The organism is Nostoc sp., assembly GCF_036917435.1.
Classification (GTDB): Bacteria; Cyanobacteriota; Cyanobacteriia; order Cyanobacteriales; family Nostocaceae; genus Nostoc.
Window position 1 is genome coordinate 185,199 of record NZ_JBALDM010000033.1, and the last position, 21,993, is coordinate 207,191.

The window sequence follows — 21,993 nt, forward strand, 5'->3', positions numbered from 1 at the left end:
GTAAAATTGCCCTTTACTTTTTGTAATACCCGAATGATACCATTGCTAATCCACGCCGCAAGTGAATTTTTGCTTATGAACTTCTTTTATTAAGGACTTGCAGTTTTTTGAAAGATTTTTTAAATTTTAGTAATTTTTCTGTGATGTTTTGGAACGCTAATAAGGAGTGATTACTTAGTAGTAGCGTTTTAGTACTACTACTAAGGCATTATCCAATCCTCTATTTCCTTTTGCTGGAAGCCTTTGCAGCTTTCTTGGCAGCTTTTTCAGCTTCGATTGCAACTACTTTTGCCTGTTCTTTTTCTTCGGCAATTTTCTGGAGATAGTAATGATAGTCTCCTAAGTAAACGCGGAATTCACCGTCACGAATTTCGACGATTTTGTTAGCTACTTCAGAAATAAAGTAGCGATCGTGAGAAACGACAATTGCCGTACCATCATAATTTTTGAGCGATTCTTCCAGCATTTCTTTAGCTGGAATATCTAGGTGGTTTGTCGGCTCATCTAAAATTAGTAAGTTTGCGGGACGTAAGAGCATTTTTGCTAACGCCAAACGAGCTTTTTCTCCTCCACTTAATGCGCCAACTGCCTTAAATACAGTGTCACCAGTGAATAAAAAGCGTCCCAAAAGCGTGCGGACTTCTTGATTATCCCAATCGGGAACTTCATCATGAATAGTTTCCATGACAGTCTTCTTCAAGTCCAAAGCTTCAGCTTGATTTTGCTCAAAGTAACCGGGAAGAACGTTGTGATCGCCTAATTGAACGCTACCTTCTGTGGGTGGTTCCATACCCATAATTACGCGCAGAAGGGTAGATTTTCCAGCACCATTGGGGCCAAGAAATGCAATGCGATCGCCTCTTTCAATTAGCAGATTTGCCGATAAAAACAGGATTTTCTCACCATAAAGATGAGTTAAATCTTTAATTTCTACTACCTCGCGTCCACTGCGGGGTGCAGGCGGAAAACGGAAGTGGAGAGTTCTCATACCAGCAATGGGTGCTTCAATGCGCTCGATTTTGTCGAGTTGCTTTTCCCGGCTTTTTGCTTGAGTACTGCGGGTAGCACTGGCGCGGAATCTATCAACAAAGGTTTGCTGCTTCTCTAATTCTTTCTGCTGACGTTCATAAGCACTCAGTTGTGCTGATTGACTTTCGGCTTTTTGTTCCAAATATGCTGTGTAATTACCAAGGTAGCTACTGGAAACGCCACGTTCAGTTTCGACAATTTGGTTGCAGAGGCGGTCAAGGAACTCCCGGTCATGGGAGACTATTACCATCGGCGTAACCAGCCCTCTGAGGTAATTTTCTAACCACTCAATGGTTTCTAAATCTAGGTGGTTAGTCGGTTCATCCAGCAGCAATAAGTCGGGTTTTTGCAGCAGGATTTTACCTAAACTCATCCGCATTTGCCAACCACCACTGAAAGCGCTGACGAGGCGATCGCCATCTTCTAGCCCAAACCCCATTTCTGGTAAGATTTTCCCGATGCGTGCGTCTAAGTTGTAGCCATCCAAGGCTTCAAATTTGCGCTGAAAGCGATCCAACTTATCGATTAGTTTATCCAGTTCATCTGGGTTAGCCGTTTCCATCTCTTGCGGGATGTGTGCCAGAGCTAACTGTACTTCATTGGCTTCTTTGAAGACAGTCCAAAATTCTTCTCTAACCGTGCGGCTAGGGTCTACTTCAAACTCTTGGTTGAGGTAGGCTATATGTAAGCTATTAGGCCGAATGATTTCGCCGGCGGTGGGTTCAATTTCCCCAGAGATGATTTTCAGTTGGGTAGATTTCCCAGCACCGTTGACACCGACTAAGCCAATGCGATCGCCTGGTTTAACTTCCCAGTTGATATCTTTGAGAACTTCGCCTGTGGGATAAATTTTACTTATATGTTCTAATCGTAGCATTAAGTTTCTCTCAGGTAGGGAGTGGGTGGTTGAGGACGAAGTACTAACACCGCCTCCAATATTAACAAAAATTAACTATAAAATCGTCGTGATCAAGTTTGGAAGCCGCAAACCAAATTTGGCTTGAGCCACGGATAAAATTTACCATATCTATCTTAAGGCTGACTTTGTGCTACTTGTCTGACTTCTTCTACACTCAAATCAAATGCCTCAGCCACTTGTTCCACTGTCACCCCCAATTTCAACAAGGTGGGTATTAATTTTAATTTGGCTATACGATCCCCTTTTTGCATGGCATCATAATATATTTTTGCCTTTTCAACTTGGTTTATGGTAAAATCTAGCTCCTTTGCAACTTGCTCAATAGTTAACCCTAAATCAAATAGGTGAGGTGCTGTTTGGACTAAACGTAAACCTTCCAAAGGCCCTTCTTCAAATGCTTCTTGATAAACTTTTGTATCTTTTAAACTCATAGTTCCTATGTTGTAGTCCACCAATTCCTCTACTCCTTGATCAGAAGAATCCTACTGCGCGGCTTGTCTGACTTCTTCGACACTCAAATCTAGCGCCTGTGCCACTTGTTCTACAGTCAACCCGGCTGCCAACATTGCTGGTACTGCTTTGAGTTTACCTTCCTCAATGCCTTGAACCTTACCTTCCTCAATGCCTTGAACCTTACCTTCCTCAATGCCTTCCTGAAAGGCTTCCTGATAAAATCTGGTTTGCTTTAATTCGCTTAAGCCAAACATTTCCTCCATCTCCTCCCTACTCATTGTGGGAAACTTGTAAGCCAAAATAGTCTCTATAAATTGTAATAGTTGCTGCTGTTTTAGTGGTGAGCCTATCTCTGACTTGGTTCTGTCTATCAATAGTCTTGCTTGTGCGATCGCTATATCATCGGTTGCAATTACTAATTTAGCAGTTGCAATGCCAATTGGAAGCGATGCAGTCTCACCTAATTCATCAAGATAAATGCGCCTGACGCGCCCACTTGTGAAAAACTCGCGGTAATGTTTTATATCTCCTGTATCTAGATTCCTGTTTGGGTATAAAACTACAGCACCCCAGTCATTTGATGGTTGATTCTGACGCAGGTATAAACATATTTCTGCAATTAGCCGTGAATAAATTTCCCCATCAGGTTGAAATTGCACTTCAACAAAATAAATCTGGTTCTCGCTTTCTTGTGTAGGCAGAAATACACCATCAATTCTGAAGGCTGTTTGTTTGATTTCAACTGATGAAAATTGATAAAGGCTAGCTACTTCTGGAGGATTACCAATAAGCTCAAAAAAGATATCAGGAAATTCTTGAAACAGCCGATAAAAGATGATGTCTGTTTTCACAACTTTAGATCATTTGAATATTTTGATTTGGTGCTTATATGTTACTTGATTCTTCACAACCATCTCGCACTTCCAGCAACCGCTCTTTTGCTATCCCTAATATACGTGATAATGGCGCGAACAAACTATCATCAAATGCTTCTCCACCATAAATATTATTCAGTTCAGTGGGAGATAATTTAAAGGTATCGCAGAATTTAGTAAACTCCTGGTTACTCAAGTCAAGCTCTTTTTGCCTATCTTGAAGTAAGACTGCGATCGCTCTTGTTCCATGCTTTGGACGTTCGCTAGTTTTTACATATTTTTGCATTAAATAATATACTTTTCTGGTATCACCGCCAATTTTTTTAATTAAATCAGTACAAGCCATTTTTAATGCTTTCTTTAAAACTTCTTCTTCGTTTAAAAGCTTAATAACTTCACTGGCATATTCTGGTTTAAAAAATCCTACCAAATCACCTTTATGATAAATCGGTATATAATGCTCATTTGATTCAAAATGCCAATCTAACGGTTCGTTGCGTAGTGACATAGCTGCACCCCTAAATATTTTAAGATTGCACCATTTTAAAACCATTTATTCCTTAACTGCCAGTAAAAATACCCTAGCCCTGGCGATTAGATAATCGCAGCCATACAGACAAAACCCACCTCCGTGGGTTTCAACTTGCTGGAGTCTGTGCAGGGAGACTTAGCTTGTGTAGCTGTTATGTATTTCTACCAGAACCTTGAAATCAAGCAAAATTAGCGATCGCCTTGCTCATCGGCAAGTGCCTAAAGGCTTACCAAAGAAGGGTTCAGTAGTATTGTGAGGCTGTTGTTAGATATTTAAGCATAATGGGCATACTGTAAATATCAAGTAAGTAAGCATCAAAACAGGGTAAACAGTATGTTGACGATAACGTGGCAAGAAGAAATTGCATCCTTGAAACAAAATTTGAGAAAGGAAATAAATAAAATTTCAGGTCATTCTGAGATTAACATAGCTAATCATATTTGCATTAATAACCTTAAATCCAAGCTAGAACGATTAAATGAAATTGAAAAAATTCTTAGTATAGAAAAATATAAAATTGTTTTTATAGGTACTATTGGTCAAGGAAAGACGACAGCTATTTGTCATCTTTTTAATTTAATAAGCGACTTCAATGTTTCTAAGACTATTGGTGGTAAAACTAAAGATGTAACCGAAACTAAAGAGTTATTATCAACGGGTGCAGGGAGAACTACTATATGTGAAGTAAATGTCAAACCATCTGAAAAAACTTATATAGAGATAGAGCCTTATACAGTTGATGAGATGGAAAATATTATTTTTGAATTTTGCGACTATATTGCAAATAAAGATAATCCTCAACCAGATCAGAAGATAATTATTTCTAAAGAGCTTGAAAGGGCTGTTAGGAATATTATAGAAATGAAGTTACGCTATAAAACAATTTATGATGGGGATAAAAAGAAAACTGAAATAATTGATCCTGCCAAGGAAGAATTTGATAAACTAGGATTAGATGAACTAAAAAAGTTTGCTTTGAATAATGCAAAGCTTGAATCTAGAACCACGAATAAGATTGAATTTGATAATCAGAAAGGTGAGCAAGAATGGATAAAAAATACCTTTGCTGCAATCAATAATGTCGAGTTAAAAGAGTTTGCTATTCCAAGACAAATATATCTTTCTGTGAGCTATAATGTTTTATCTGGCTCAAACTTGTCTCAGTTCGATTCAGTTGTGGATACTAAAGGACTTGATGAAAATCCAATCCGTCAAGATTTGCAGAAATATATTGAGAATCAGGATACCATCTGCCTCTTTGTAACTCCCTTTTCTAATGCTCCTGAAGCTAATATTACTAAATTAATAGGTTATCACCTTACATCTAAATCCAAAGATTTTCATCATAGATTCGTAACTTTAGTATTACCTCACAAAAATGAACCTGAAAAAGTGAATGGATGTGATGGCGATTATGATACAGGAATTCAAATCAGAAAAGAAGAAGTTCAAGCTACATTCAGGAGTTTGAATTTAGATTTTTTCCTAGAAAACATTTTGTTCTATGATGCTTTGAGGTACTACCGTGATGATATATTCAAGTTAAATGAAATTTACAATCAAGAAGATGTACAGGCAGATAAAAATGAATTTATCGGAGCTATAGCGGGTGTAGTCGAACGTAGACGAAATATTTTATTGGACGAAATAAAGAATATCCAAGAAAACTTTACGAGGATAAGAAATGGTGATGCTTTGACAGAGGCAGAAATCAAGGCAATTGAAAATGCTATTAAGAAGATAAAGGATTTACGGGATTTAAGTAAAAGAGTACAAAGTTTTAATTATAAAGACCAAGGTACAGATAAAGGTTTTGTTACTAAATATGTTGAAGATTATCGTACTCATCCTAAAGCATGGAACACTAAACATGCTATCCATAGGAACTTCGGTTACTATGATCCAAAGAATATAGATATATATTACGATATGAGGGTTATTGCTGAGGGAAGAAATGAAGATGAAATGTTGAAGAAGTTTACCAAGGAGCTAAAACAGGAATTAGAAAATATTCTTAATGAGCTTACATCTGCAAATGAATCTTTAAAAACATTTATCCCTGAATTAGTCATACAATTCAATTCATTTTATGACAATTTTATAAGTGAAGTAGGTGTAGAAATTCAATATGAAGCTATAAGAAAATTATCACCTCAAAGTGAAGATTCTGAATTTTGGACGGCTCTAATTAAGGAGAAAGGCAAGGTACAGCTTCAAGGTGAAACCTATACAAAGAACGTATGTAAGACATTGAAGCATGAACTTGAAAGTGAGCAAAGCTTAAATACATTTTTAGAGATTAAAGCAGAACAGTATTGGGCAGAATTAGTTACTAAAATATTAAGCTTTTTCGGAGAAAAATAGACAGAAAGCAATTTTAAATTGCGTCAAAATAATAAGGGATACAAGAATATTGTGTCCCTAAAAACAGTTTATAAATCAACCTAACTATCTATGACTAGCTTAAGTGAAGAAATATCTAGAAAAATAAATATATATAAGAGAAATTATGCAGAATATACAAATTGTTTGATTAAAGGCAAGGAAATTGTTTTAGATGGACGACCAGAAGAAAAAGTTAGACAATTGTTTATCTACTTTTTGGTAAATGAAAGTAGATTATTTCCAAGCATAATTGATATTAAAGTTGAATCTGATTATCATGATATAGAATTATATAAAACTGTACAAAATGAATATTTTAAACCATATTCTCCTCCTCTAATGATTGTGGAAGTGAAGCGAGAAGAAGAAAATTTGCGGAATCATGGGAAGCAGATTGAAAGATACCTAAAAAAATCTTGTTCAGATATTGGTATTTTATACAATTATCACCAAATTATTGCTTATATCAAAAAAGATGGAGTATTTATGAGTAATAATCTCAATAGTCTTGAAGATATACCACCTTTAATCTTGCAAAGTTCTAATAAGTTAGATAAAAATCTACTAGAATTTGAAAAAGCTGTAAATGGAAGTTTTGATAGCTTTGTTTACCTTGTTAATAAATACGGAAAATATAAACTTAACAGAATAGTTTTCAGACTTAAAGGTGAGCAGTTACCTATAGTAGGATCTTTCTTTAAATTTCAAGAGAATAAGCTGTATTACAATATATATGTTCAAGATGTTCAAAAACAGAAAAGCTGCGATTTCCAAGATTTTGAAAAACTAGTTTCTATTATTTATTGACAAATAAAACGTGTCTCCAAATAACAAATGATCGTAAGGAAAATGGCAGTAATTAACCTTCCCAGTCTTGACGAGTATCGCACAGAAAATTGTCTGCGTAGGCGCAGCCCGCCGCAGGCATCGCATCATCAAATAAATAGGGGCAATGCTCTGCAAAAGTTCGTAATATTTAAGCTCTTTACTCTGTGTCCTCTGTGCCTCTGTGGTTAAATAAATTGCTTTTAAACCGCAGAGACACAGAGAGCGCTGAGAAAAAACAATTTTATTTTACGAGTCATCTCAAAAGGGCTAGTTTAATGATTTAAATGCAATCTTCAACTCGCTTTTGCCTCATCCCCAGAAGCTTCAGCCACAGCCGCTAATCTATCTGCCGCAGCTTGCACAATTTGAGCCACTTGCGCCAAAGGCATGTGCTGGATTTGTCTCAGAATCAGACTCAAATCTGAAGTTTCTGGAATTGGCTTGCCATCAATGCAGCTGATTAACTCTTCCATTGTGTAGCCTGCTTTCGATGCGATTTGAGCCAAATTTTCTGTATCTGGAACCTTCACACCTTTTTCCCACATCTGAACAGCAGTAGCAGATACTCCCAAAAGCTTACCAAAGGCTCGCTGACTCATTGAACCGCGAGCTAGTTTAATGATTTCAATCAGTTTTTGTTTGCTTTCGATCTTCACTGCTTATATAGCTAGCCAACTTTATTTACAAGTTTACTTTCAATAATACAAGTTTACTTTTATATTGACAGCCTTGTGTTTTAGTACTAGAATATATCTCTGGTTGTAAATCGGCAACTACAGGCATCAAGCTAGTAGACTAACCCATCAATCTTTAAATCAACCCAAAAAACTTAGTTTGCTACGGCGCTTGTGCTAGTAGCCAGACTTTGCTGCGAAGAAATAATATCGAAGGTGCATCATGTTTCGCAAGCCACGCAAAATTAACCAATATCGCCGCAAAGGTAAAAACCTTATAGCCACTAATAAAATTAAACCAGAAAAGTGGAACATTTCTGAAGCAGAAACCAAAGAAGCTTTAAAAGTTAAAGGCTACGATGTTAAGCAAATTAAAAAAATCCACCTTTTAAAGCATCAAGTGTGTATTTCCTACTGGGATGCAAAGGGTAATATATGCAGTAGCTTTTTTAGCTACCGGATTTTTGCGCGTTGGCAAGAAGAAGCCGAAAAGCTAATTTATACCTGTCAAACGCTCAAGGAATGGGCAAAGCTAAATTACGTTATGAAGCACGAATTTGCCTATTACCGTTATCCCAGTCAAATGGAAGATGCACTCCACACGATATTAGAAAACCACTTGTGTGTGTTAAAAGCAACAGAACAACAAGTGGTTTTACAGTACATTTAACACCAAAAATTAGTTAGCGGCAGAAGTCGCTAACTCCGCGAGACGTTCTTGCTGGTCTAGAGATATACAAGATTGGATCAGCGTCTCTAAATCACCATCCAGAACCGGGTTAAGTGAATAATTCTGACCTAAGCGGTGATCGGTAGCCCGGTTATCTTTATAATTATAGGTGCGAATTTTTTCCGATCGCGATCCAGTACCAACTTGCGATCGCCGCATGGAAGTTACAACTTCTTGTTGTTCGCGTAACTTGATCTCATACAACTTCGCCCGCAGAATTTGCATCGCCCGTTCTTTGTTTTGCAACTGGCTGCGTTCTTCTGTACAGAAAATGCGTATTCCCGTCGGTTTGTGCATCAAATCGGCGGCTGTTTCCACCTTGTTGACGTTTTGCCCACCAGCACCGCCAGAACGGGCTGTAGTCATTTCAATATCTTTCGGGTCAATATGAATTTCCACTTCATCCACCTCTGGCATAATTGCCACGGTAGCTGTAGAAGTATGAACCCGTCCCCCCGACTCAGTTGCTGGCACGCGCTGCACACGATGCACTCCAGCTTCAAACTTTAACTGGCTATAAACGTCATTACCTTTAATTTCTAAAATGACCTCTTTCCAGCCACCCATTTCTCCACGAGATTCGCTCACTAGAGAAACTTTCCAGCCTTGAGTTTGGGCATAGCGGGTGTACATCTGCATCAAATCGCCAGCCCAAATACTTGCTTCATCGCCACCAGTACCAGCGCGAATTTCCAACATGATATTCTTTTCATCATTGGGGTCGCGTGGTAGCAGTAACACCTTCAAGCGAGACTCTAAATTTTCTATTTTTTCTTCAAGTTCTTTTACTTCCAGTGATGCCATTTCTTGCAACTCTGGGTCACTGGCAGATTCTTTGTAAACCTGACGCGCTCCTGTCAAGTCTTCTTGGGCTGTTTTCCAAGTTTCATAAGTATCAACGACCTCTTCCAAAGAAGAACGAGACTTAGCAATTTCTTGATATTCATCAGGATTGCTAGCGGTATCGGGGTCGCCAAGACGACGTGTTAACTCATTAAAGGTTTGTTCAACGGATTTTAGTTTATCCAGTAAGTATGATTCAGCCATGACGAGTGCGATCGCTCCTTAAAAAAATAACAAATTGGCTCGAGCATATAAATGAAAATCGACCCAGCTGATGCAGGGCCGTCGTTAACAGCAGAGCCAACTCGCTACTTTTTGTCTTGTTCGTCGCCAGATGTTTGAGTGCTGCTCATACCGTACTTGCGTAGGAAGCGCTCTACTCGACCCTCAGTGTCAATAATCTTCTGAGTACCAGTATAAAAGGGGTGATTTCCAGACCAAACATCTACGTGCAATTCTGGCTTAGTAGAGCCAATGGTCATAACAACTTGACCGTTGCAGTAAACTTTAGCATCTGGATACCATTTAGGATGAATATCAGCTTTAGCCATTGTCTTTTGTGAGATGAATCTATATAAATTATAACTTTCAGCGTTCAATTGAAGCTAGGGAGCGGGGAGATGAGGGAGTCGGAAAAACCAATGCCCCATGCCCAATGCCCCATGCCCAATGCCCAATTTTCTAACGCTTAGAGTACTGAGGCGCTTTCCGAGCTTTATGTAAACCATATTTCTTCCGCTCTTTCGCTCTGGGATCGCGAGTCAAATAACCTTCGGTTTTCAAAGGTGGGCGGTTGTCTGGGTCTAGTTGGCACAAAGCACGAGCAACACCCAAACGAACAGAATCAGCCTGTCCGGTCAAGCCGCCGCCTTCTGCTTTCACCAAAATGTCATATTCGTTTTCCAATCCCAGGGTTTCCAGAGGAGCTTTAATGACTCCCAGGTAGTTGGGGTTGAATTGGAAATACAAGTTTCCATCTTTACCGTTGACAGTCAGTTGACCGGTGCCTGGAACCAAGCGTACCCGTGCTACTGCGTTCTTCCGGCGGCCAGTACCCCAGTATACGGCGCGACCGCTATTGGCATCTGCTACTACCATTAATTTTCTTCTCCAGGAATTGTACTAACTTTTAGTTCTTTAGGTTGTTGAGCATCGTGGGGATGGGTAGGCCCAGCGTAGACTTTAAGCTTGGTGAACAACTGCTTACCCAGGCTGTTTTTAGGTAGCATACCTTTAACAGCCTGTTCTAAAATCCGCTCTGGTATGCGCTGTTGCAACTTAGCGAAAGTTTCCGTTTTCATCCCACCTGGCCGACCAGAATGGCGACGATAAAGCTTTTGAGTGCGCTTTTTACCTGTGACTGCGATTTTTTCGGCATTAATGACGATTACGAAGTCACCTGTATCTAGGTGGGGTGTGTATTCAGGTTTCTTTTTGCCTCTTAAAACTTGGGCGATTTCGCTAGCGAGGCGACCGAGGCGTTTATCGGTAGCATCTACTATGTACCACTCACGCTCAATCGACGCTTGAGAAGGAAGGTATGTTTTAACTGTTGTCATTTGTTATTTGTCCTTTGTCATTTTTAATTTGTCATTAGTCATTTGTCTTTTGTCATTTATCATTACTAAGAACCAATGACTAATGACTCTTGACTAGTGACGAACTTTGGTAAGGTGTCGTACCAAATCTCTTTTGGAAAGGGAAAATCTGGATAACCGACTCGCAACAAGCACAAGCCTTGAGGCGGGGCGGCATATTTCACTTCTTCCCGGCGTTCTTCTTTCCAGAGTTCGGTGAAGCTAGAAAGTGTTCGTTGTCCAGAACCTACTTGTACCAACATCCCTACCAACAGCCGTACCATGCCATACAAAAATCCATCTGCCTGTATTTCAATATGGATAAATGGCCCACTGCGACGACACTCTGCTGCTTGCACCTCTACCCAAGAATGCGATCGCTCTGAGCCTGCACGGTGAAAAGCAGCTAAGTGATGCTTTCCTAAGAGAGGTTTCAAGGCAGCGTGGATTAAAGATTCATCCAGGGGTGCATAATAATAATGCCAACTGAAGGGTCTTACAAACAAGTTAAGCCGATCTTCAGTATATATTGTGTAACGATACCGTCGATAGGCTGCACTAAAGCGAGCGTGCCAACGGTTATCGACACTGGCTGAAGCCCTGATTAATATATCTGGCGGCAGATAGCTGTTGAGGATTGTTGCCCACTTGTGAGGCGGAATTAAACCTGTAGCTTCAAAATGGGCTACTTGAGCAGCAGCATGAACTCCAGAATCGGTTCGCCCAGCACCATGTAGTGTTACATGATGCCCAAGAATAGTAGCGATCGCTATTTCTATCTCTTCTTGGACTGTCCGTTGTTGTTTTTGCCGTTGCCAGCCATGAAAATGAGTGCCCAGGTATTGGATTACCAAGGCTACTCGATGAGTTTGTGTCGGCTGGGGGCTTTCTTCTAACATACAGATTTTGTCCTTTGTCATTTGTCTTTTATCATTTGTCCTTTGTTATTCACTAATGACCAATGACTAATAACCAATGACTAAATGACTTAAACCAATTCAATTATTGCCATTTTTGCATTATCACCCCGACGCGGTATGGTACGCATGATGCGGGTATAACCGCCCTGGCGATCGCCATATCGAGTTGGAGCTTGCTCAAATAGAGCGTGAACCAGTTGTTTGTCGAAGATATAGCCAAGGGCTTCCCGACGTGCTGATAAGGAGCCATTTTTGGCTAAGGTAATCATTTTTTCCACTTCACTTCGGAGAACTTTCGCTCTAATTAAAGTGGTGGTAATCTTACCATGACGGATCAGCTCGGTGGCGAGCGATCGCAGTAAAGCACGGCGTTGATCGGCTGGTTTACTGAGTTTTTTGACGCGACAACGGTGACGCATAATTATGCACTATGAATTATGAACGGTTTTTCTTAAGGGTGTTTAGAGCCTCTTTCCATTGGCAGGGTGATGCCCAAGCGCCGCTGCAAAGCTTCCACAACTTCTTCTGCTGATTTCTGCCCAAAGTTCTTAATTTCTAAGAGGTCTTCTTGGGTATAATCCAACAAATCTGCCACAGAGTTAACTTGTGCCCGTTTGAGACAGTTATATGCCCGCACAGAAAGTTGTAACTCTTCAATGGGTATCTGGGCAGTTGGATCGTCTGGAATATCTGAACCTGTGTCTGTTGGTTCCAGGGAGATATCTTTCAACGGGTTGAACAAATCTACCAAGATTGCAGCAGATGAAGATAGTGCTTCTTGGGGGGAAATACTGCCATTTGTCCAAACTTCCAACAGTAGTCGGTCTTTTGGAATCAGGCCTTCCCCGCGAGATTCTTCAACACTATAGTTGACTTTTCGCACTGGCATAAATATAGAGTCGATTTGCAGAAAGTCCAACGATGTGGCTTCCTCACGTCCTCGCTCTACAGTGCGATAGCCTTTGCCTTTCTCGATCCGAAACTCCATTTCCAGCTTTCCACCCTCAGCGATGGTGGCTACATACTGAGTTGGATCGATGACTTCTACTTCACTAGGTAAATCAAAATGCGCCGCAGTGATTGTTGCTGGGCCTCTAACAACTAATCTACCAATCTGGGGTTGCGAGGAATAGTTTTTGAGGATGACTTCCTTCATTTTCATGAGGATTTCCAGTACATCTTCCCGCACGCCCGGAACTGTAGCAAACTCGTGTGAAACGCCTTCAATCCGCACTGCTGTAACTGCTGTACCTTCTAGGTTAGACAGTAAAACCCGTCGCAGTGCGTTACCAACTGTTGTTCCTTGACCGCGTTCTAGAGGTTCCAAAACAAATTTACTGTAATGGTTCCGACTTTCTTCGGTATTCGACTCTACACATTCAATCTGAAACTGCGCCACGGATGAGCCTCCCTTTTTCTAAGGTGCTGCTAGCAGACAAATCAATTGCCTCCCGAATTGAATTTATGTCCTGTAGATTATAGGTTTATCAAACTATTAGTATGAAATTACGATATAGTTTGACGCTCCTATTGAGCTTTCAGGCGCTAATAATATTTTGGGTTTCCGAAGTTTAACAGCTTTTCCTACAGGAAAATCTGACTTGCTTTTGGTCGCCCAAGCTTTTACCCAATGACAGTTTGCACGTTATCTGCCCAAGCGGTCATTGTAAGTAACTTTACTTTCCTTGGTTGTAGCTTTTCGTCCTCAATGCCCAAGTCTTGGTGTTTAAACTCGGCGGCGCTTGGGTGGACGGCAACCATTGTGAGGAATGGGGGTAATATCCCGAATGAGCGTGATTTCCAGTCCTGCTCCTTGAAGTGCCCGGATAGCAGTTTCTCTACCTGCTCCTGGCCCACTGACCATTACCTCAATTTGGCGCATTCCTTGATCCATGGCTCTACGGGCTGCACTTTCAGCAGCAGTTTGCGCTGCAAAGGGAGTTCCCTTTTTTGCTCCCTTAAAACCGCTAGAACCAGCACTAGCCCAGGAGATGACATCTCCGTTTTGATCGGTAATGGTGACAATGCTATTGTTGAAAGTAGACTGGATGTAGGCCATCCCACTGGGTACATTCCGTTTCTGCTTCTTGCTCCCGGATTTTTTAGTTGGTTGTCTCGCCATACTTGTTTAGTTGATTTAAGGTGAAACTTGCTCAGATTAGCAAGCGTTGCAAATTTATTTCCCTGGAGCCTTCTTCTTACCAGCCACTGTCTGCCTTCTACCTCGGCGGGTTCTGGCATTGGTGCGAGTTCTTTGTCCTCTAACTGGTAAGCCCATGCGATGACGACGACCTCTGTAAGTACCAATGTCAACTAAGCGCTTGATGTTCAAAGACTCCAAGCGCCGCAAGTCGCCTTCAACTTGATAGTTGCTTTCTATTTCCCCTCGCAGGGTTGTCACATCGGCATCACTTAAGTCCTTAACGCGGGTGTCTGGATTCACACCAGTAGCCGCTATAATTTCTTGAGCGCGTGATAAACCAATTCCGTAGATATAAGTTAGACCGATTTCAACGCGCTTATCGCGTGGAAGGTCTACTCCGGCAATCCGTGCCACAATGAACTCTCCCTATTGTTTTCGCAATTACTGTTGGTTGGAAAAACGTGATTATCGCGTTTTTTCTTTTTAATGATGATATGCGTGTTACAACTAACTCCGTTGGTAAGAGCGTTATCCTTGACGTTGCTTGTGCTTGGGGTTCACGCAGATCACCATGACGCGACCACGACGTTTGATCACGTTACACTTTTCACAGATTTTCTTGACTGAGGCTCTAACTTTCATGCCTTTTATTCTTTGACTCCAAATATTAAATTATAGCATTTTTATGGAAAACAATCCACTAAGTTGACTAGCAAACAGTCAAAAAGATGGTTTTATGGTAAAATTCTCTACGTCTACATATATTTACTTCTTACGCAAGCGGTAGGTGATTCGACCTTTGCTCAAGTCATAAGGAGTTAACTCTACCTTGACGCGATCGCCGGGCAAAATCTTGATATAATTTCGGCGAATCTTGCCTGAAATGTGAGCTAGCACGTTAAATCCATTATCCAAGTCAACGCGAAACATCGCATTGGGCAAGGACTCTGTAACCGTGCCTTCCATTTCAATCAAATCTTGCTTAGACAATTTGTTTTTTCCTCAACTCAACAATTTCGTGTTTAGTTGCAGCACTTCATCTGCAAGAGAACACATTTAAAGAAATATATCAATAGTTTATTAATATATCTTAGCTAAAATTGATCTCTTTCTTTGGAGGGGGCATTGGGCATTGGGTATTTATCTCCCTCATCTCCCTCATCCCCCTCATCTTCAAGCAATTACCTTTTGTAGCTCAATAGTGACTTCTTCTTGGGACTGATTGCCGTTTACTGTTAAAAGTTTTTGGCGATCGCGATAATAATCAATTAAAGGCGCAGTTTCATCGCGGTACACTTGTAATCGCCGACGAATTACCTCTTCGGTATCATCTTTTCGCCCTCTAGCTAGCAAACGCTCTACCACAACATCATCGGGTGCATCGAGATTGACTACCCTTTCACCACTCTGATGTATTGTTTCCAGCAATTCTTCTAGAAAAGCCCCTTGCGTCACTTTGCGGGGAAAACCATCAAGAATCCAACCATTTTCTGCATCTGGTTGGTTGAGGCGCTCCTGTACCAAGTCCTGCACTAGTTGGTCAGGAACTAACTCACCGCTATTTACATAGTTTTGAGCCTTGATTCCCAAAGGAGTTTGCTCTTTCATGGCTTGTCTTAATATTTCCCCAGTAGAAATATGGGGAATATTCAAGTGTTCCGCCAATGCTTGAGCTTGTGTTCCTTTACCAGCCCCAGGTGGCCCCAAGAAGATTAGTCGCGTCACTATTGTTTCACCATTCCTTCATAGCGCTGAGAGATCACGTAAGTCTGGATTTGTCTCGCTGTATCAATCGCCACGCCCACTAAAATTAACAGAGAGGTAGCACCTAATCCCTTAAATGTGGGTACTCCTAAAGCACTTTCTACACCGGTTGGAATAATCGCAACCAAGCCCAAAAAGATAGCGCCCAAAAAGGTGAGTCGGTTTGATACGCGCTCGATATACTCACTAGTCGCTTTTCCGGGACGAATGCCAGGAATACTAGAACCCATTTTCTTCAAATTCTGCGCTACATCTACCGGGTTGAGAATCAACGAAGAATAGAAGTAGCTGAAGAAAATGATGGAAATCATGTAAACCAAGGCATAGACCCAAGAGCCAGAACCGCTTGGACTCAAATAAGTGTTAATTATATTTGCCAATTCAGCATTCTTGGCGAAATTTGCAATCAGCAGTGGCAAACTGAGGATGGCTGCGGCAAAGATAATTGGCATTACGCCGCCTTGATTTAGCCGCAATGGTAAAAAGCTCCGTTGCTCTGCCAAAACTCGGCGACCTACTTGGCGACGAGCCGAAATAATCGGGATGCGGCGCATTCCTTCTTGGACAACCACAATACCAACAATGGTTGCCAGGAAAACTAGGATTAGTACGATGACACGACCGACTGTTTCCCGACCGCCGACTTGCACCAAATCGATAGTATCGCCTAAAGCTTTTGGTAATGATGCGACAATGTTGACAAAAATCAACAATGATGCGCCATTCCCAATCCCACGCTCTGTAATGAGTTCTGATGCCCACATTACAAACATAGAACCAGCCGTCAGAGCGATCGCAGTTTCAGCTACAAAGATTGGCCCTGGATTTAAGGCAAATTGCTGGAGGAATAATGCCGAAAAAGCTGTACTTTGGAGAATTGCCCAACACACAGTTACATAGCGGGTAATTTGCGATATTTTCCGCCGGCCTGCTTCGCCTTCATTTTTCTGTAAATTTTCTAAAGATGGAATCGCTGCGGTGAGCAATTGGATGATAATAGACGCATTAATAAAGGGTAAAATCCCTAAAGCAAAAACGCCTAAAGTCGAAAGCCCTCGCCCGGAAAATATATCCAGTAAACCGAATATAGAATTATTGCCCGATATGGCTTCCGTAAATCTAGGTCTATCAATCCCTGGTACTGGCAAGTAGATGCCCAGGCGAACCAAAATCAAAACACCGACAGTTACAAGCAGCCTACCTCTAAGCCCGGCTGCTTGTGCCATCTGCATAAAAGTTTCTTGAGCCGTTGGGGCTTTGTCTCGACTGATCATAGAGTGCTACCTTTATAGTGAACCAGGCGCTGACAGCGAGTTGGCTTCCATTTAAGTGCGCTGTTCCGGCTCACTCATAAGACTTCACAACTACCACCAGCTGCCTCAATTTTGCTACGAGCTGTACCTGTGAAAGCTGCCGCTTGTACCTTGAGTGGAGTACTCAATTCCCCGTTACCTAAAACTTTCAATGGCCCCTTCGCGGCAGTTAGGATACCTGCTGCTCTCAATGAGGCCAAAGTGACTTCGGTATTAGCGGGAAGGGAGGCGAGCTTCTCTACATTAATCGTAGTGTAAATCTTCTGATTAATAATCGGAAAGCCCTTCAGCTTAGGTAAGCGACGGTACAATGGCTGTTGACCACCTTCAAAACCGGGTCGAGTACCGCTACCAGAACGAGATTTTTGACCCCGCATACCTAGACCAGCACTAGCGCCTTGACCGGCAGAAATACCTCTGGCTACACGCTTTTTGCGTTTCTTTGAGCCTTTTTGCGGCTTAACATCATGGAGTCTCATAAGTTACCAAGTTGTCATTTTTCTTTTGTCATTTGTCATTTGTCATTTGTCCTTTGTCATTCACTAATGACTAATGACCAATGACTAATGACTAGTTAGATGTAGAGATTTTGAATAGGAATACCGCGATCTTCGGCTACTTCAGAAAGAGTCCGCAATGTAGATAAAGCATTCACTGCTGCTCTAGCATTATTGAGCGGATTGTTGGAACCAAGTTGCTTGGCTAAGACGTTACGAACTCCTGCCAATTCCAAGACAGTCCGCACAGCACCACCCGCAATTACTCCAGTACCCGGTGAGGCTGGACGCATAATCACTTTTGCACCGCCACCGACACCATCAATTGGATGGGGGATGGAGTTGGATTTGGTGATTGGGACATCAATTAAGTGTTTTTTGCCGTCGGCTACGCCTTTTTTGACTGCGCCGATTACATCTGAAGCTTTGCCTACTCCGACACCAACTTGACCGCGTTCGTTACCTACAACAACGATCGCTCGAAAGCTAAGTTTTTTACCGCCTTTGACGACCTTGCTTACGCGGCGGATTTGGATAACCCGCTCTTGCCAAGTAGTTTCTTCTTTTTTGGCACGCTTTGTTCTACTTTTACGCTCTGTTGCCATAATTTATGCTCTGGTGAACGTCATTTGTCAGTTGTCATTTGTCATTTGTCTTTTGTCATTTGTCCAATGACTAATGACTAATGACCAATGACTTTAGAAATCTAAACCAGCTTCGCGGGCTGCATCAGCTAGGGCTTTGACACGACCATGATATAAGTTACCACCGCGATCGAAGACTACTTTGGTGATACCTTTTTCTAGCGATCGCACTGCGATCAATTTACCAACTTGCACCGATGCATCGCGGTTTGCACCTGAGGCTAAACTAGATTTCAAATCTGGTTCTAAAGTCGATGCTGCCACTATGGTTTGATGCTGACTGTCATCAATTACCTGGGCATAAATATGCTCATTAGAACGGAATACCGCTAAACGCGGACGTTCTGGGGAGCCAACAACTTTACCACGAACCCGGCGATGACGACGGTTTTTTGATTCTCTACGAGTAAGTTTCATTCTACTTCTTACCACCCTTACCAGTCTTACCAGCCTTCCGTCTTACCACTTCACCGGCATAGCGAATACCTTTACCTTTGTAAGGTTCTGGTGGACGAACGGCGCGAATTTTTGCGGCTGTGTTGCCTACGATTTCTTTGTCGTAACCGCTAACAATTACGTTAGTGGTACCTTCTACAGCAAACTGAATTCCTTCGGGTGGTTCAATTTGCACCTGATGGCTATAACCCATGTTTAAAACTAGGTTACGTCCTTGAAGTTGTGCCCTGTAACCAACACCTTGGATTTCCAAACGGCGCTGAAAACCAAGGGATACTCCCTCAACCATGTTGGCAACTAAAGTGCGGCTCAAGCCGTGCAGTTGCTTCGATGTCCGAGTTTCATCCCGACGATTTACGTGTAATATTTCTCCCTCTTGAAGGAGTGAGATATTATCTCTGAGAGTGCGAGAAAGTTCTCCTTTCGGCCCTTTCACTACAATATTCGTACCATCGATCGCCACTTGAACTTTGGCGGGAATAGTAATTGGACGTTTACCAATACGAGACATTACTTTTTGTCCTTTGTACTTTGTTATTTGTCCTTTGTCCTTTGCCTTTTGTTATTTATCCTTTGTCTTTTGTCCTTTGCTTAAGACAAATGACCAATGACTAATGACAAATGACTAATGACCAATGACTACCAAACGTAACAAAGCACTTCACCACCCAAGTTTTGACGACGCGCTTCGCGGTCAGTCATAATCCCACTGGATGTAGAAATAATGGCAATGCCAATACCGCCTAGTACTCTTGGTAATTCTTTTCTGTTGGAGTAAACACGCAAGCCTGGCTTACTCACTCGCTTTAAGGCGGTGATTAGAGGCTGACGATTCTTACCTTTATATTTCAGGGAAATCACTAGGTTGTGTTTTACCCCTTCTTCTGCTTCTTCGATTTCAGCAATAAAGCCTTCCTCCCGTAGCACTTTGGCAATGCTGCGGGTCATTTTTGTAGCTGGCACTTGTGTAGTTTGATGCCGCGCCAGGTTGGCATTGCGGATGCGCGTCAGCATATCTGCAATTGTGTCGTTAGCCGCCATCGTTCCCTCTATTGATGAACTTACTGATCGCGAAAGGGCATTCCTAATTCTTTAAGTAAGGCGCGACCCTCTTCGTCGTTTTTTGCTGTGGTGATGATGGAAATATCCATCCCACGCACTTGATCAACGCTGTCGTATTCGACTTCTGGAAAAATTAGCTGTTCTCTTACACCCAGAGTATAGTTACCCCGTCCGTCAAAGCTTTTAGGGCTAACGCCACGAAAATCTCGAATTCTGGGCAGTGATAGGCTAACCAGCCGATCGAAAAAGGCATACATCCGTTCGGCTCTCAGAGTAACCATGATCCCAACGGGCATCCCTTGACGAATCTTAAAGCCAGCGATCGCCTTTTTCGCCCGCGTTACCACTGGTTTTTGACCGGTGACAAGCGCAATTTCGTTGATGGATGCTTCCAGCGACTTGGCGTTTTGAGCAGCTTCACCCAAACCTCGGTTAATAGTAACCTTTACCAACTTCGGTACTTGATGAACGTTGGTATATTGAAACTGATTGATCAGTTTGGGGACGATTGTCTCTTGATATAAGCTTTTGAGTCTTGTTGCCGGCATAGTTTTTTGTCCTGATATCCCTGGGCTTGGTCAGGGAACTTTTATTGTCCTTTGTTATTTGTCGCTTGTCTTTATTACTAATGACTAATGACCAATGACTAATGACTATTTATCCAGAATTTCGCCAGTTTTTTTAAGTTTTCTGACTTTTTTCCCTTCTGAAGTAAAGGTATAACAAATACGACTGGCAACATTTTGCTTTGTTGAATAAAGCATCACGTTGGAGCTATGAATTGGGAATTCTTGGGTGATAATCCGCCCTGATTCCCCTTCTTGCTGGGGTTTGACGTGCTTTGTTTTAATGTTGACACCTTTGACGATGACTTTACTCAGTTGGGGAAGTGCCTGGACAATTTCACCAATTTTTCCTTTGTCTTTGCCAGCAATCACTTGTACGGTGTCGCCAGTTTTAACGTGCATTTTGTGGAATACTTTGGGCGTACCTTGTTTGGTTGCCATTAAAGCACCTCCGGAGCCAGAGAAACAATTTTGGTAAAGTTTTTATCGCGCAGTTCCCGAGCAACTGGGCCAAAAACCCGTGTGCCTCTAGGATTACCGTCTTTGTTGATAATCACAGCAGCGTTATCATCAAAGCGAATACTCATGCCACTGTCACGAGATACGGCTTTACGAGTGCGGACAATTACTGCTTCCACAACATCAGACTTTTTAACAGCCATGTTGGGTGTAGCATCTTTGACAACGGCGATAATTTTATCACCGATAAAACCATAACGGCGGTTGCCTCCACCTAAGATGCGGATGCACATTAGTTTACGAGCGCCGCTATTATCAGCAACATTCAGGTAAGTCTGGGGTTGAATCACAATTATTCTCCCTTGTGGTGTTGTTAATTTCTAACAACGATGAGGTTTAAGCGGGCTTGACGTTCAAGACTTCTGTGATTTTCCAGCGCTTGGTTTTGCTCAGGGGTCTAGTTTCCTGAATGCGAACGCGATCGCCTACTTTACACTTATTTTCTTCGTCGTGAACTTTATATCGTTGGGTGTTAACCACAATCTTGCCGTACTTGGGGTGAGGAGCGCGGTTTTCTATGGCAACTACCACAGTTTTTTGCATTTTATCGCTCACTACCAAGCCAACTCGTTCTTTAACTGCCATAATCTCCTACTTTTTTTCTTTAGCCGATTGACTTGCTGCCCGTTTGCGTTCTGTTTCTAATGTCAGCAATTGGGCTAGGCGATGTCGAGTCTGTCTGAACTGGTGGGGCTTTTCTAATTGTCTTGTCGCTTTTTGCAAGCGCAACTGAAATAGTTGTCTTTTGATGGCGACAATTTCATCAGAGAGCTTTTCGTCACTTAATTCTCTAGCTTCTGAAATCTTGGGAAGAGGCATAAGTTACTCCTGCTCCTGTGGTTTAGGGCGCATAATAAACTTGGTTTTTATAGGCAGTTTAAATGAAGCTAAACGCATAGCTTCCCGGGCGATTTCTTCAGTCACTCCGCCGATTTCAAACAAAATCCGTCCTGGCTTGACTACCGCTACCCAAAACTCTGGATTACCTTTACCGGAACCCATCCGGGTTTCAGCAGGACGCATGGTTACTGGTTTATCAGGGAAAATCCGAATCCAGATTTGTCCACCCCGACGAATATAACGAGTCATTGCCCGACGAGAAGCCTCGATTTGCCGGGAGGTAATCCAAGCAGGTTCTTGTGCTTGGAGTGCAAAATCACCGAAGTTGAGGGTGCTACCACGGGTGGCTAGTCCCTCCATCCGTCCGCGCTGTTGTTTGCGGAATTTAGTTCTTCTAGGGCTTAACATGATTGGCTACTAGGTA

Annotated in this window: 32 protein-coding genes; 3 read left to right on the top strand and 29 right to left on the bottom strand. The window is 41.9% G+C overall.

What is annotated here, in order from left to right:
- Window positions 1-220 precede the first annotated feature (220 nt).
- The 4 genes from V7K98_RS15265 to V7K98_RS15280 form a co-directional block, all read right to left on the bottom strand.
- A complete protein-coding gene (locus tag V7K98_RS15265) occupies window positions 221-1,906 on the bottom strand; it encodes an ABC-F family ATP-binding cassette domain-containing protein (RefSeq protein ID WP_335023182.1) in 1,686 nt (561 codons plus the stop codon).
- A 155-nt stretch (window positions 1,907-2,061) separates the two neighbouring features.
- Window positions 2,062-2,379 (bottom strand): hypothetical protein, encoded by a 318-nt coding sequence (locus tag V7K98_RS15270; protein ID WP_335023184.1) that lies wholly within the window; start codon window positions 2,377-2,379, stop codon window positions 2,062-2,064.
- 51 nt (window positions 2,380-2,430) lie between these two features.
- The gene (locus tag V7K98_RS15275) at window positions 2,431-3,252 is read right to left on the bottom strand and encodes an Rpn family recombination-promoting nuclease/putative transposase (protein WP_335023186.1); all 822 of its coding nucleotides are present in this window, start codon (window positions 3,250-3,252) and stop codon (window positions 2,431-2,433) included.
- 34 nt (window positions 3,253-3,286) lie between these two features.
- Window positions 3,287-3,784: a hypothetical protein gene (locus V7K98_RS15280; protein ID WP_335023188.1), complete on the bottom strand. Its 498-nt coding sequence runs from the start codon at window positions 3,782-3,784 to the stop codon at window positions 3,287-3,289.
- Between the two features lie 357 nt (window positions 3,785-4,141).
- Between V7K98_RS15280 and V7K98_RS15285 the strand changes: the two genes are divergently transcribed.
- Window positions 4,142-6,172 carry a hypothetical protein gene (locus V7K98_RS15285; RefSeq protein WP_335023190.1) on the top strand — a complete coding sequence of 677 codons (2,031 nt, stop codon included), beginning with the start codon at window positions 4,142-4,144 and terminating at the stop codon, window positions 6,170-6,172.
- 90 nt (window positions 6,173-6,262) lie between these two features.
- Window positions 6,263-7,000 carry a type I restriction enzyme HsdR N-terminal domain-containing protein gene (locus V7K98_RS15290; protein ID WP_335023191.1) on the top strand — a complete coding sequence of 246 codons (738 nt, stop codon included), beginning with the start codon at window positions 6,263-6,265 and terminating at the stop codon, window positions 6,998-7,000.
- 314 nt (window positions 7,001-7,314) lie between these two features.
- On the opposite strand, the gene V7K98_RS15295 is transcribed toward V7K98_RS15290, so the two are convergent.
- On the bottom strand, window positions 7,315-7,677 hold the full coding sequence (locus V7K98_RS15295; protein ID WP_104906418.1) for a helix-turn-helix domain-containing protein: 363 nt from the start codon (window positions 7,675-7,677) through the stop codon (window positions 7,315-7,317).
- 241 nt (window positions 7,678-7,918) lie between these two features.
- On the opposite strand from V7K98_RS15295, the gene V7K98_RS15300 reads away from it, so the two are divergent.
- On the top strand, window positions 7,919-8,365 hold the full coding sequence (locus V7K98_RS15300; protein WP_335023193.1) for a hypothetical protein: 447 nt from the start codon (window positions 7,919-7,921) through the stop codon (window positions 8,363-8,365).
- A 9-nt stretch (window positions 8,366-8,374) separates the two neighbouring features.
- Here V7K98_RS15300 and prfA read toward each other — a convergent pair whose 3' ends face one another.
- The 24 genes from prfA to rplP all read right to left on the bottom strand — a co-directional run bounded on the left by prfA (window position 8,375) and on the right by rplP (window position 21,977).
- Window positions 8,375-9,472, bottom strand: a complete 1,098-nt coding sequence (gene prfA / locus V7K98_RS15305) for a peptide chain release factor 1 (protein ID WP_335023195.1) — start codon at window positions 9,470-9,472, stop codon at window positions 8,375-8,377.
- A gap of 104 nt (window positions 9,473-9,576) precedes the next feature.
- Complete coding sequence (rpmE, locus tag V7K98_RS15310) at window positions 9,577-9,819, bottom strand: 50S ribosomal protein L31 (protein ID WP_069070756.1); 243 nt, start codon at window positions 9,817-9,819, stop codon at window positions 9,577-9,579.
- Window positions 9,820-9,949: 130 nt separating this feature from the next.
- Window positions 9,950-10,366: a 30S ribosomal protein S9 gene (gene rpsI / locus V7K98_RS15315; RefSeq protein ID WP_012410698.1), complete on the bottom strand. Its 417-nt coding sequence runs from the start codon at window positions 10,364-10,366 to the stop codon at window positions 9,950-9,952.
- On the bottom strand, window positions 10,366-10,827 hold the full coding sequence (gene rplM / locus V7K98_RS15320; protein ID WP_265272220.1) for a 50S ribosomal protein L13: 462 nt from the start codon (window positions 10,825-10,827) through the stop codon (window positions 10,366-10,368). The genes rpsI and rplM overlap by 1 nt, the downstream gene beginning before the upstream one ends.
- Before the next feature lie 65 nt (window positions 10,828-10,892).
- Window positions 10,893-11,744: a tRNA pseudouridine(38-40) synthase TruA gene (gene truA / locus V7K98_RS15325; RefSeq protein WP_335023437.1), complete on the bottom strand. Its 852-nt coding sequence runs from the start codon at window positions 11,742-11,744 to the stop codon at window positions 10,893-10,895.
- 89 nt (window positions 11,745-11,833) lie between these two features.
- Window positions 11,834-12,184: a 50S ribosomal protein L17 gene (gene rplQ / locus V7K98_RS15330; protein ID WP_335023197.1), complete on the bottom strand. Its 351-nt coding sequence runs from the start codon at window positions 12,182-12,184 to the stop codon at window positions 11,834-11,836.
- Between the two features lie 32 nt (window positions 12,185-12,216).
- Complete coding sequence (locus tag V7K98_RS15335) at window positions 12,217-13,164, bottom strand: DNA-directed RNA polymerase subunit alpha (RefSeq protein ID WP_335023199.1); 948 nt, start codon at window positions 13,162-13,164, stop codon at window positions 12,217-12,219.
- A 327-nt stretch (window positions 13,165-13,491) separates the two neighbouring features.
- Window positions 13,492-13,887, bottom strand: coding sequence for a 30S ribosomal protein S11 (gene rpsK, locus V7K98_RS15340; protein WP_335023201.1), 396 nt, complete (start codon window positions 13,885-13,887; stop codon window positions 13,492-13,494).
- Window positions 13,888-13,941: 54 nt separating this feature from the next.
- On the bottom strand, window positions 13,942-14,322 hold the full coding sequence (rpsM, locus tag V7K98_RS15345; RefSeq protein ID WP_190727936.1) for a 30S ribosomal protein S13: 381 nt from the start codon (window positions 14,320-14,322) through the stop codon (window positions 13,942-13,944).
- A 114-nt stretch (window positions 14,323-14,436) separates the two neighbouring features.
- The gene (rpmJ, locus tag V7K98_RS15350; protein WP_015129703.1) at window positions 14,437-14,550 is read right to left on the bottom strand and encodes a 50S ribosomal protein L36; all 114 of its coding nucleotides are present in this window, start codon (window positions 14,548-14,550) and stop codon (window positions 14,437-14,439) included.
- Between the two features lie 123 nt (window positions 14,551-14,673).
- Window positions 14,674-14,898, bottom strand: coding sequence for a translation initiation factor IF-1 (infA, locus tag V7K98_RS15355; protein WP_006196724.1), 225 nt, complete (start codon window positions 14,896-14,898; stop codon window positions 14,674-14,676).
- Window positions 14,899-15,081: 183 nt separating this feature from the next.
- A complete protein-coding gene (locus tag V7K98_RS15360; RefSeq protein WP_335023204.1) occupies window positions 15,082-15,633 on the bottom strand; it encodes an adenylate kinase in 552 nt (183 codons plus the stop codon).
- The gene (secY, locus tag V7K98_RS15365; protein WP_174708100.1) at window positions 15,633-16,946 is read right to left on the bottom strand and encodes a preprotein translocase subunit SecY; all 1,314 of its coding nucleotides are present in this window, start codon (window positions 16,944-16,946) and stop codon (window positions 15,633-15,635) included. The genes V7K98_RS15360 and secY overlap by 1 nt, the downstream gene beginning before the upstream one ends.
- A gap of 74 nt (window positions 16,947-17,020) precedes the next feature.
- The gene (gene rplO / locus V7K98_RS15370) at window positions 17,021-17,464 is read right to left on the bottom strand and encodes a 50S ribosomal protein L15 (RefSeq protein WP_335023206.1); all 444 of its coding nucleotides are present in this window, start codon (window positions 17,462-17,464) and stop codon (window positions 17,021-17,023) included.
- Between the two features lie 95 nt (window positions 17,465-17,559).
- On the bottom strand, window positions 17,560-18,087 hold the full coding sequence (gene rpsE / locus V7K98_RS15375; protein WP_334730166.1) for a 30S ribosomal protein S5: 528 nt from the start codon (window positions 18,085-18,087) through the stop codon (window positions 17,560-17,562).
- A 93-nt stretch (window positions 18,088-18,180) separates the two neighbouring features.
- Window positions 18,181-18,543 (bottom strand): 50S ribosomal protein L18, encoded by a 363-nt coding sequence (rplR, locus tag V7K98_RS15380; RefSeq protein WP_094328454.1) that lies wholly within the window; start codon window positions 18,541-18,543, stop codon window positions 18,181-18,183.
- 1 nt (window position 18,544) lies between these two features.
- Window positions 18,545-19,093 carry a 50S ribosomal protein L6 gene (rplF, locus tag V7K98_RS15385; RefSeq protein ID WP_335023208.1) on the bottom strand — a complete coding sequence of 183 codons (549 nt, stop codon included), beginning with the start codon at window positions 19,091-19,093 and terminating at the stop codon, window positions 18,545-18,547.
- A gap of 128 nt (window positions 19,094-19,221) precedes the next feature.
- Window positions 19,222-19,623: a 30S ribosomal protein S8 gene (gene rpsH, locus V7K98_RS15390; protein ID WP_012410712.1), complete on the bottom strand. Its 402-nt coding sequence runs from the start codon at window positions 19,621-19,623 to the stop codon at window positions 19,222-19,224.
- A 20-nt stretch (window positions 19,624-19,643) separates the two neighbouring features.
- The gene (gene rplE / locus V7K98_RS15395) at window positions 19,644-20,192 is read right to left on the bottom strand and encodes a 50S ribosomal protein L5 (RefSeq protein WP_334834777.1); all 549 of its coding nucleotides are present in this window, start codon (window positions 20,190-20,192) and stop codon (window positions 19,644-19,646) included.
- 105 nt (window positions 20,193-20,297) lie between these two features.
- A complete protein-coding gene (gene rplX / locus V7K98_RS15400; protein ID WP_335023210.1) occupies window positions 20,298-20,651 on the bottom strand; it encodes a 50S ribosomal protein L24 in 354 nt (117 codons plus the stop codon).
- Entirely contained in the window at window positions 20,651-21,019 is a 369-nt protein-coding gene (gene rplN, locus V7K98_RS15405; RefSeq protein ID WP_069070772.1) for a 50S ribosomal protein L14, read from the bottom strand. The genes rplX and rplN overlap by 1 nt, the downstream gene beginning before the upstream one ends.
- Before the next feature lie 46 nt (window positions 21,020-21,065).
- Window positions 21,066-21,314 (bottom strand): 30S ribosomal protein S17, encoded by a 249-nt coding sequence (gene rpsQ, locus V7K98_RS15410; protein WP_094328457.1) that lies wholly within the window; start codon window positions 21,312-21,314, stop codon window positions 21,066-21,068.
- A gap of 6 nt (window positions 21,315-21,320) precedes the next feature.
- A complete protein-coding gene (rpmC, locus tag V7K98_RS15415) occupies window positions 21,321-21,548 on the bottom strand; it encodes a 50S ribosomal protein L29 (RefSeq protein WP_335023212.1) in 228 nt (75 codons plus the stop codon).
- A gap of 3 nt (window positions 21,549-21,551) precedes the next feature.
- Entirely contained in the window at window positions 21,552-21,977 is a 426-nt protein-coding gene (gene rplP / locus V7K98_RS15420; protein WP_334834775.1) for a 50S ribosomal protein L16, read from the bottom strand.
- Window positions 21,978-21,993: the final 16 nt, after the last annotated feature.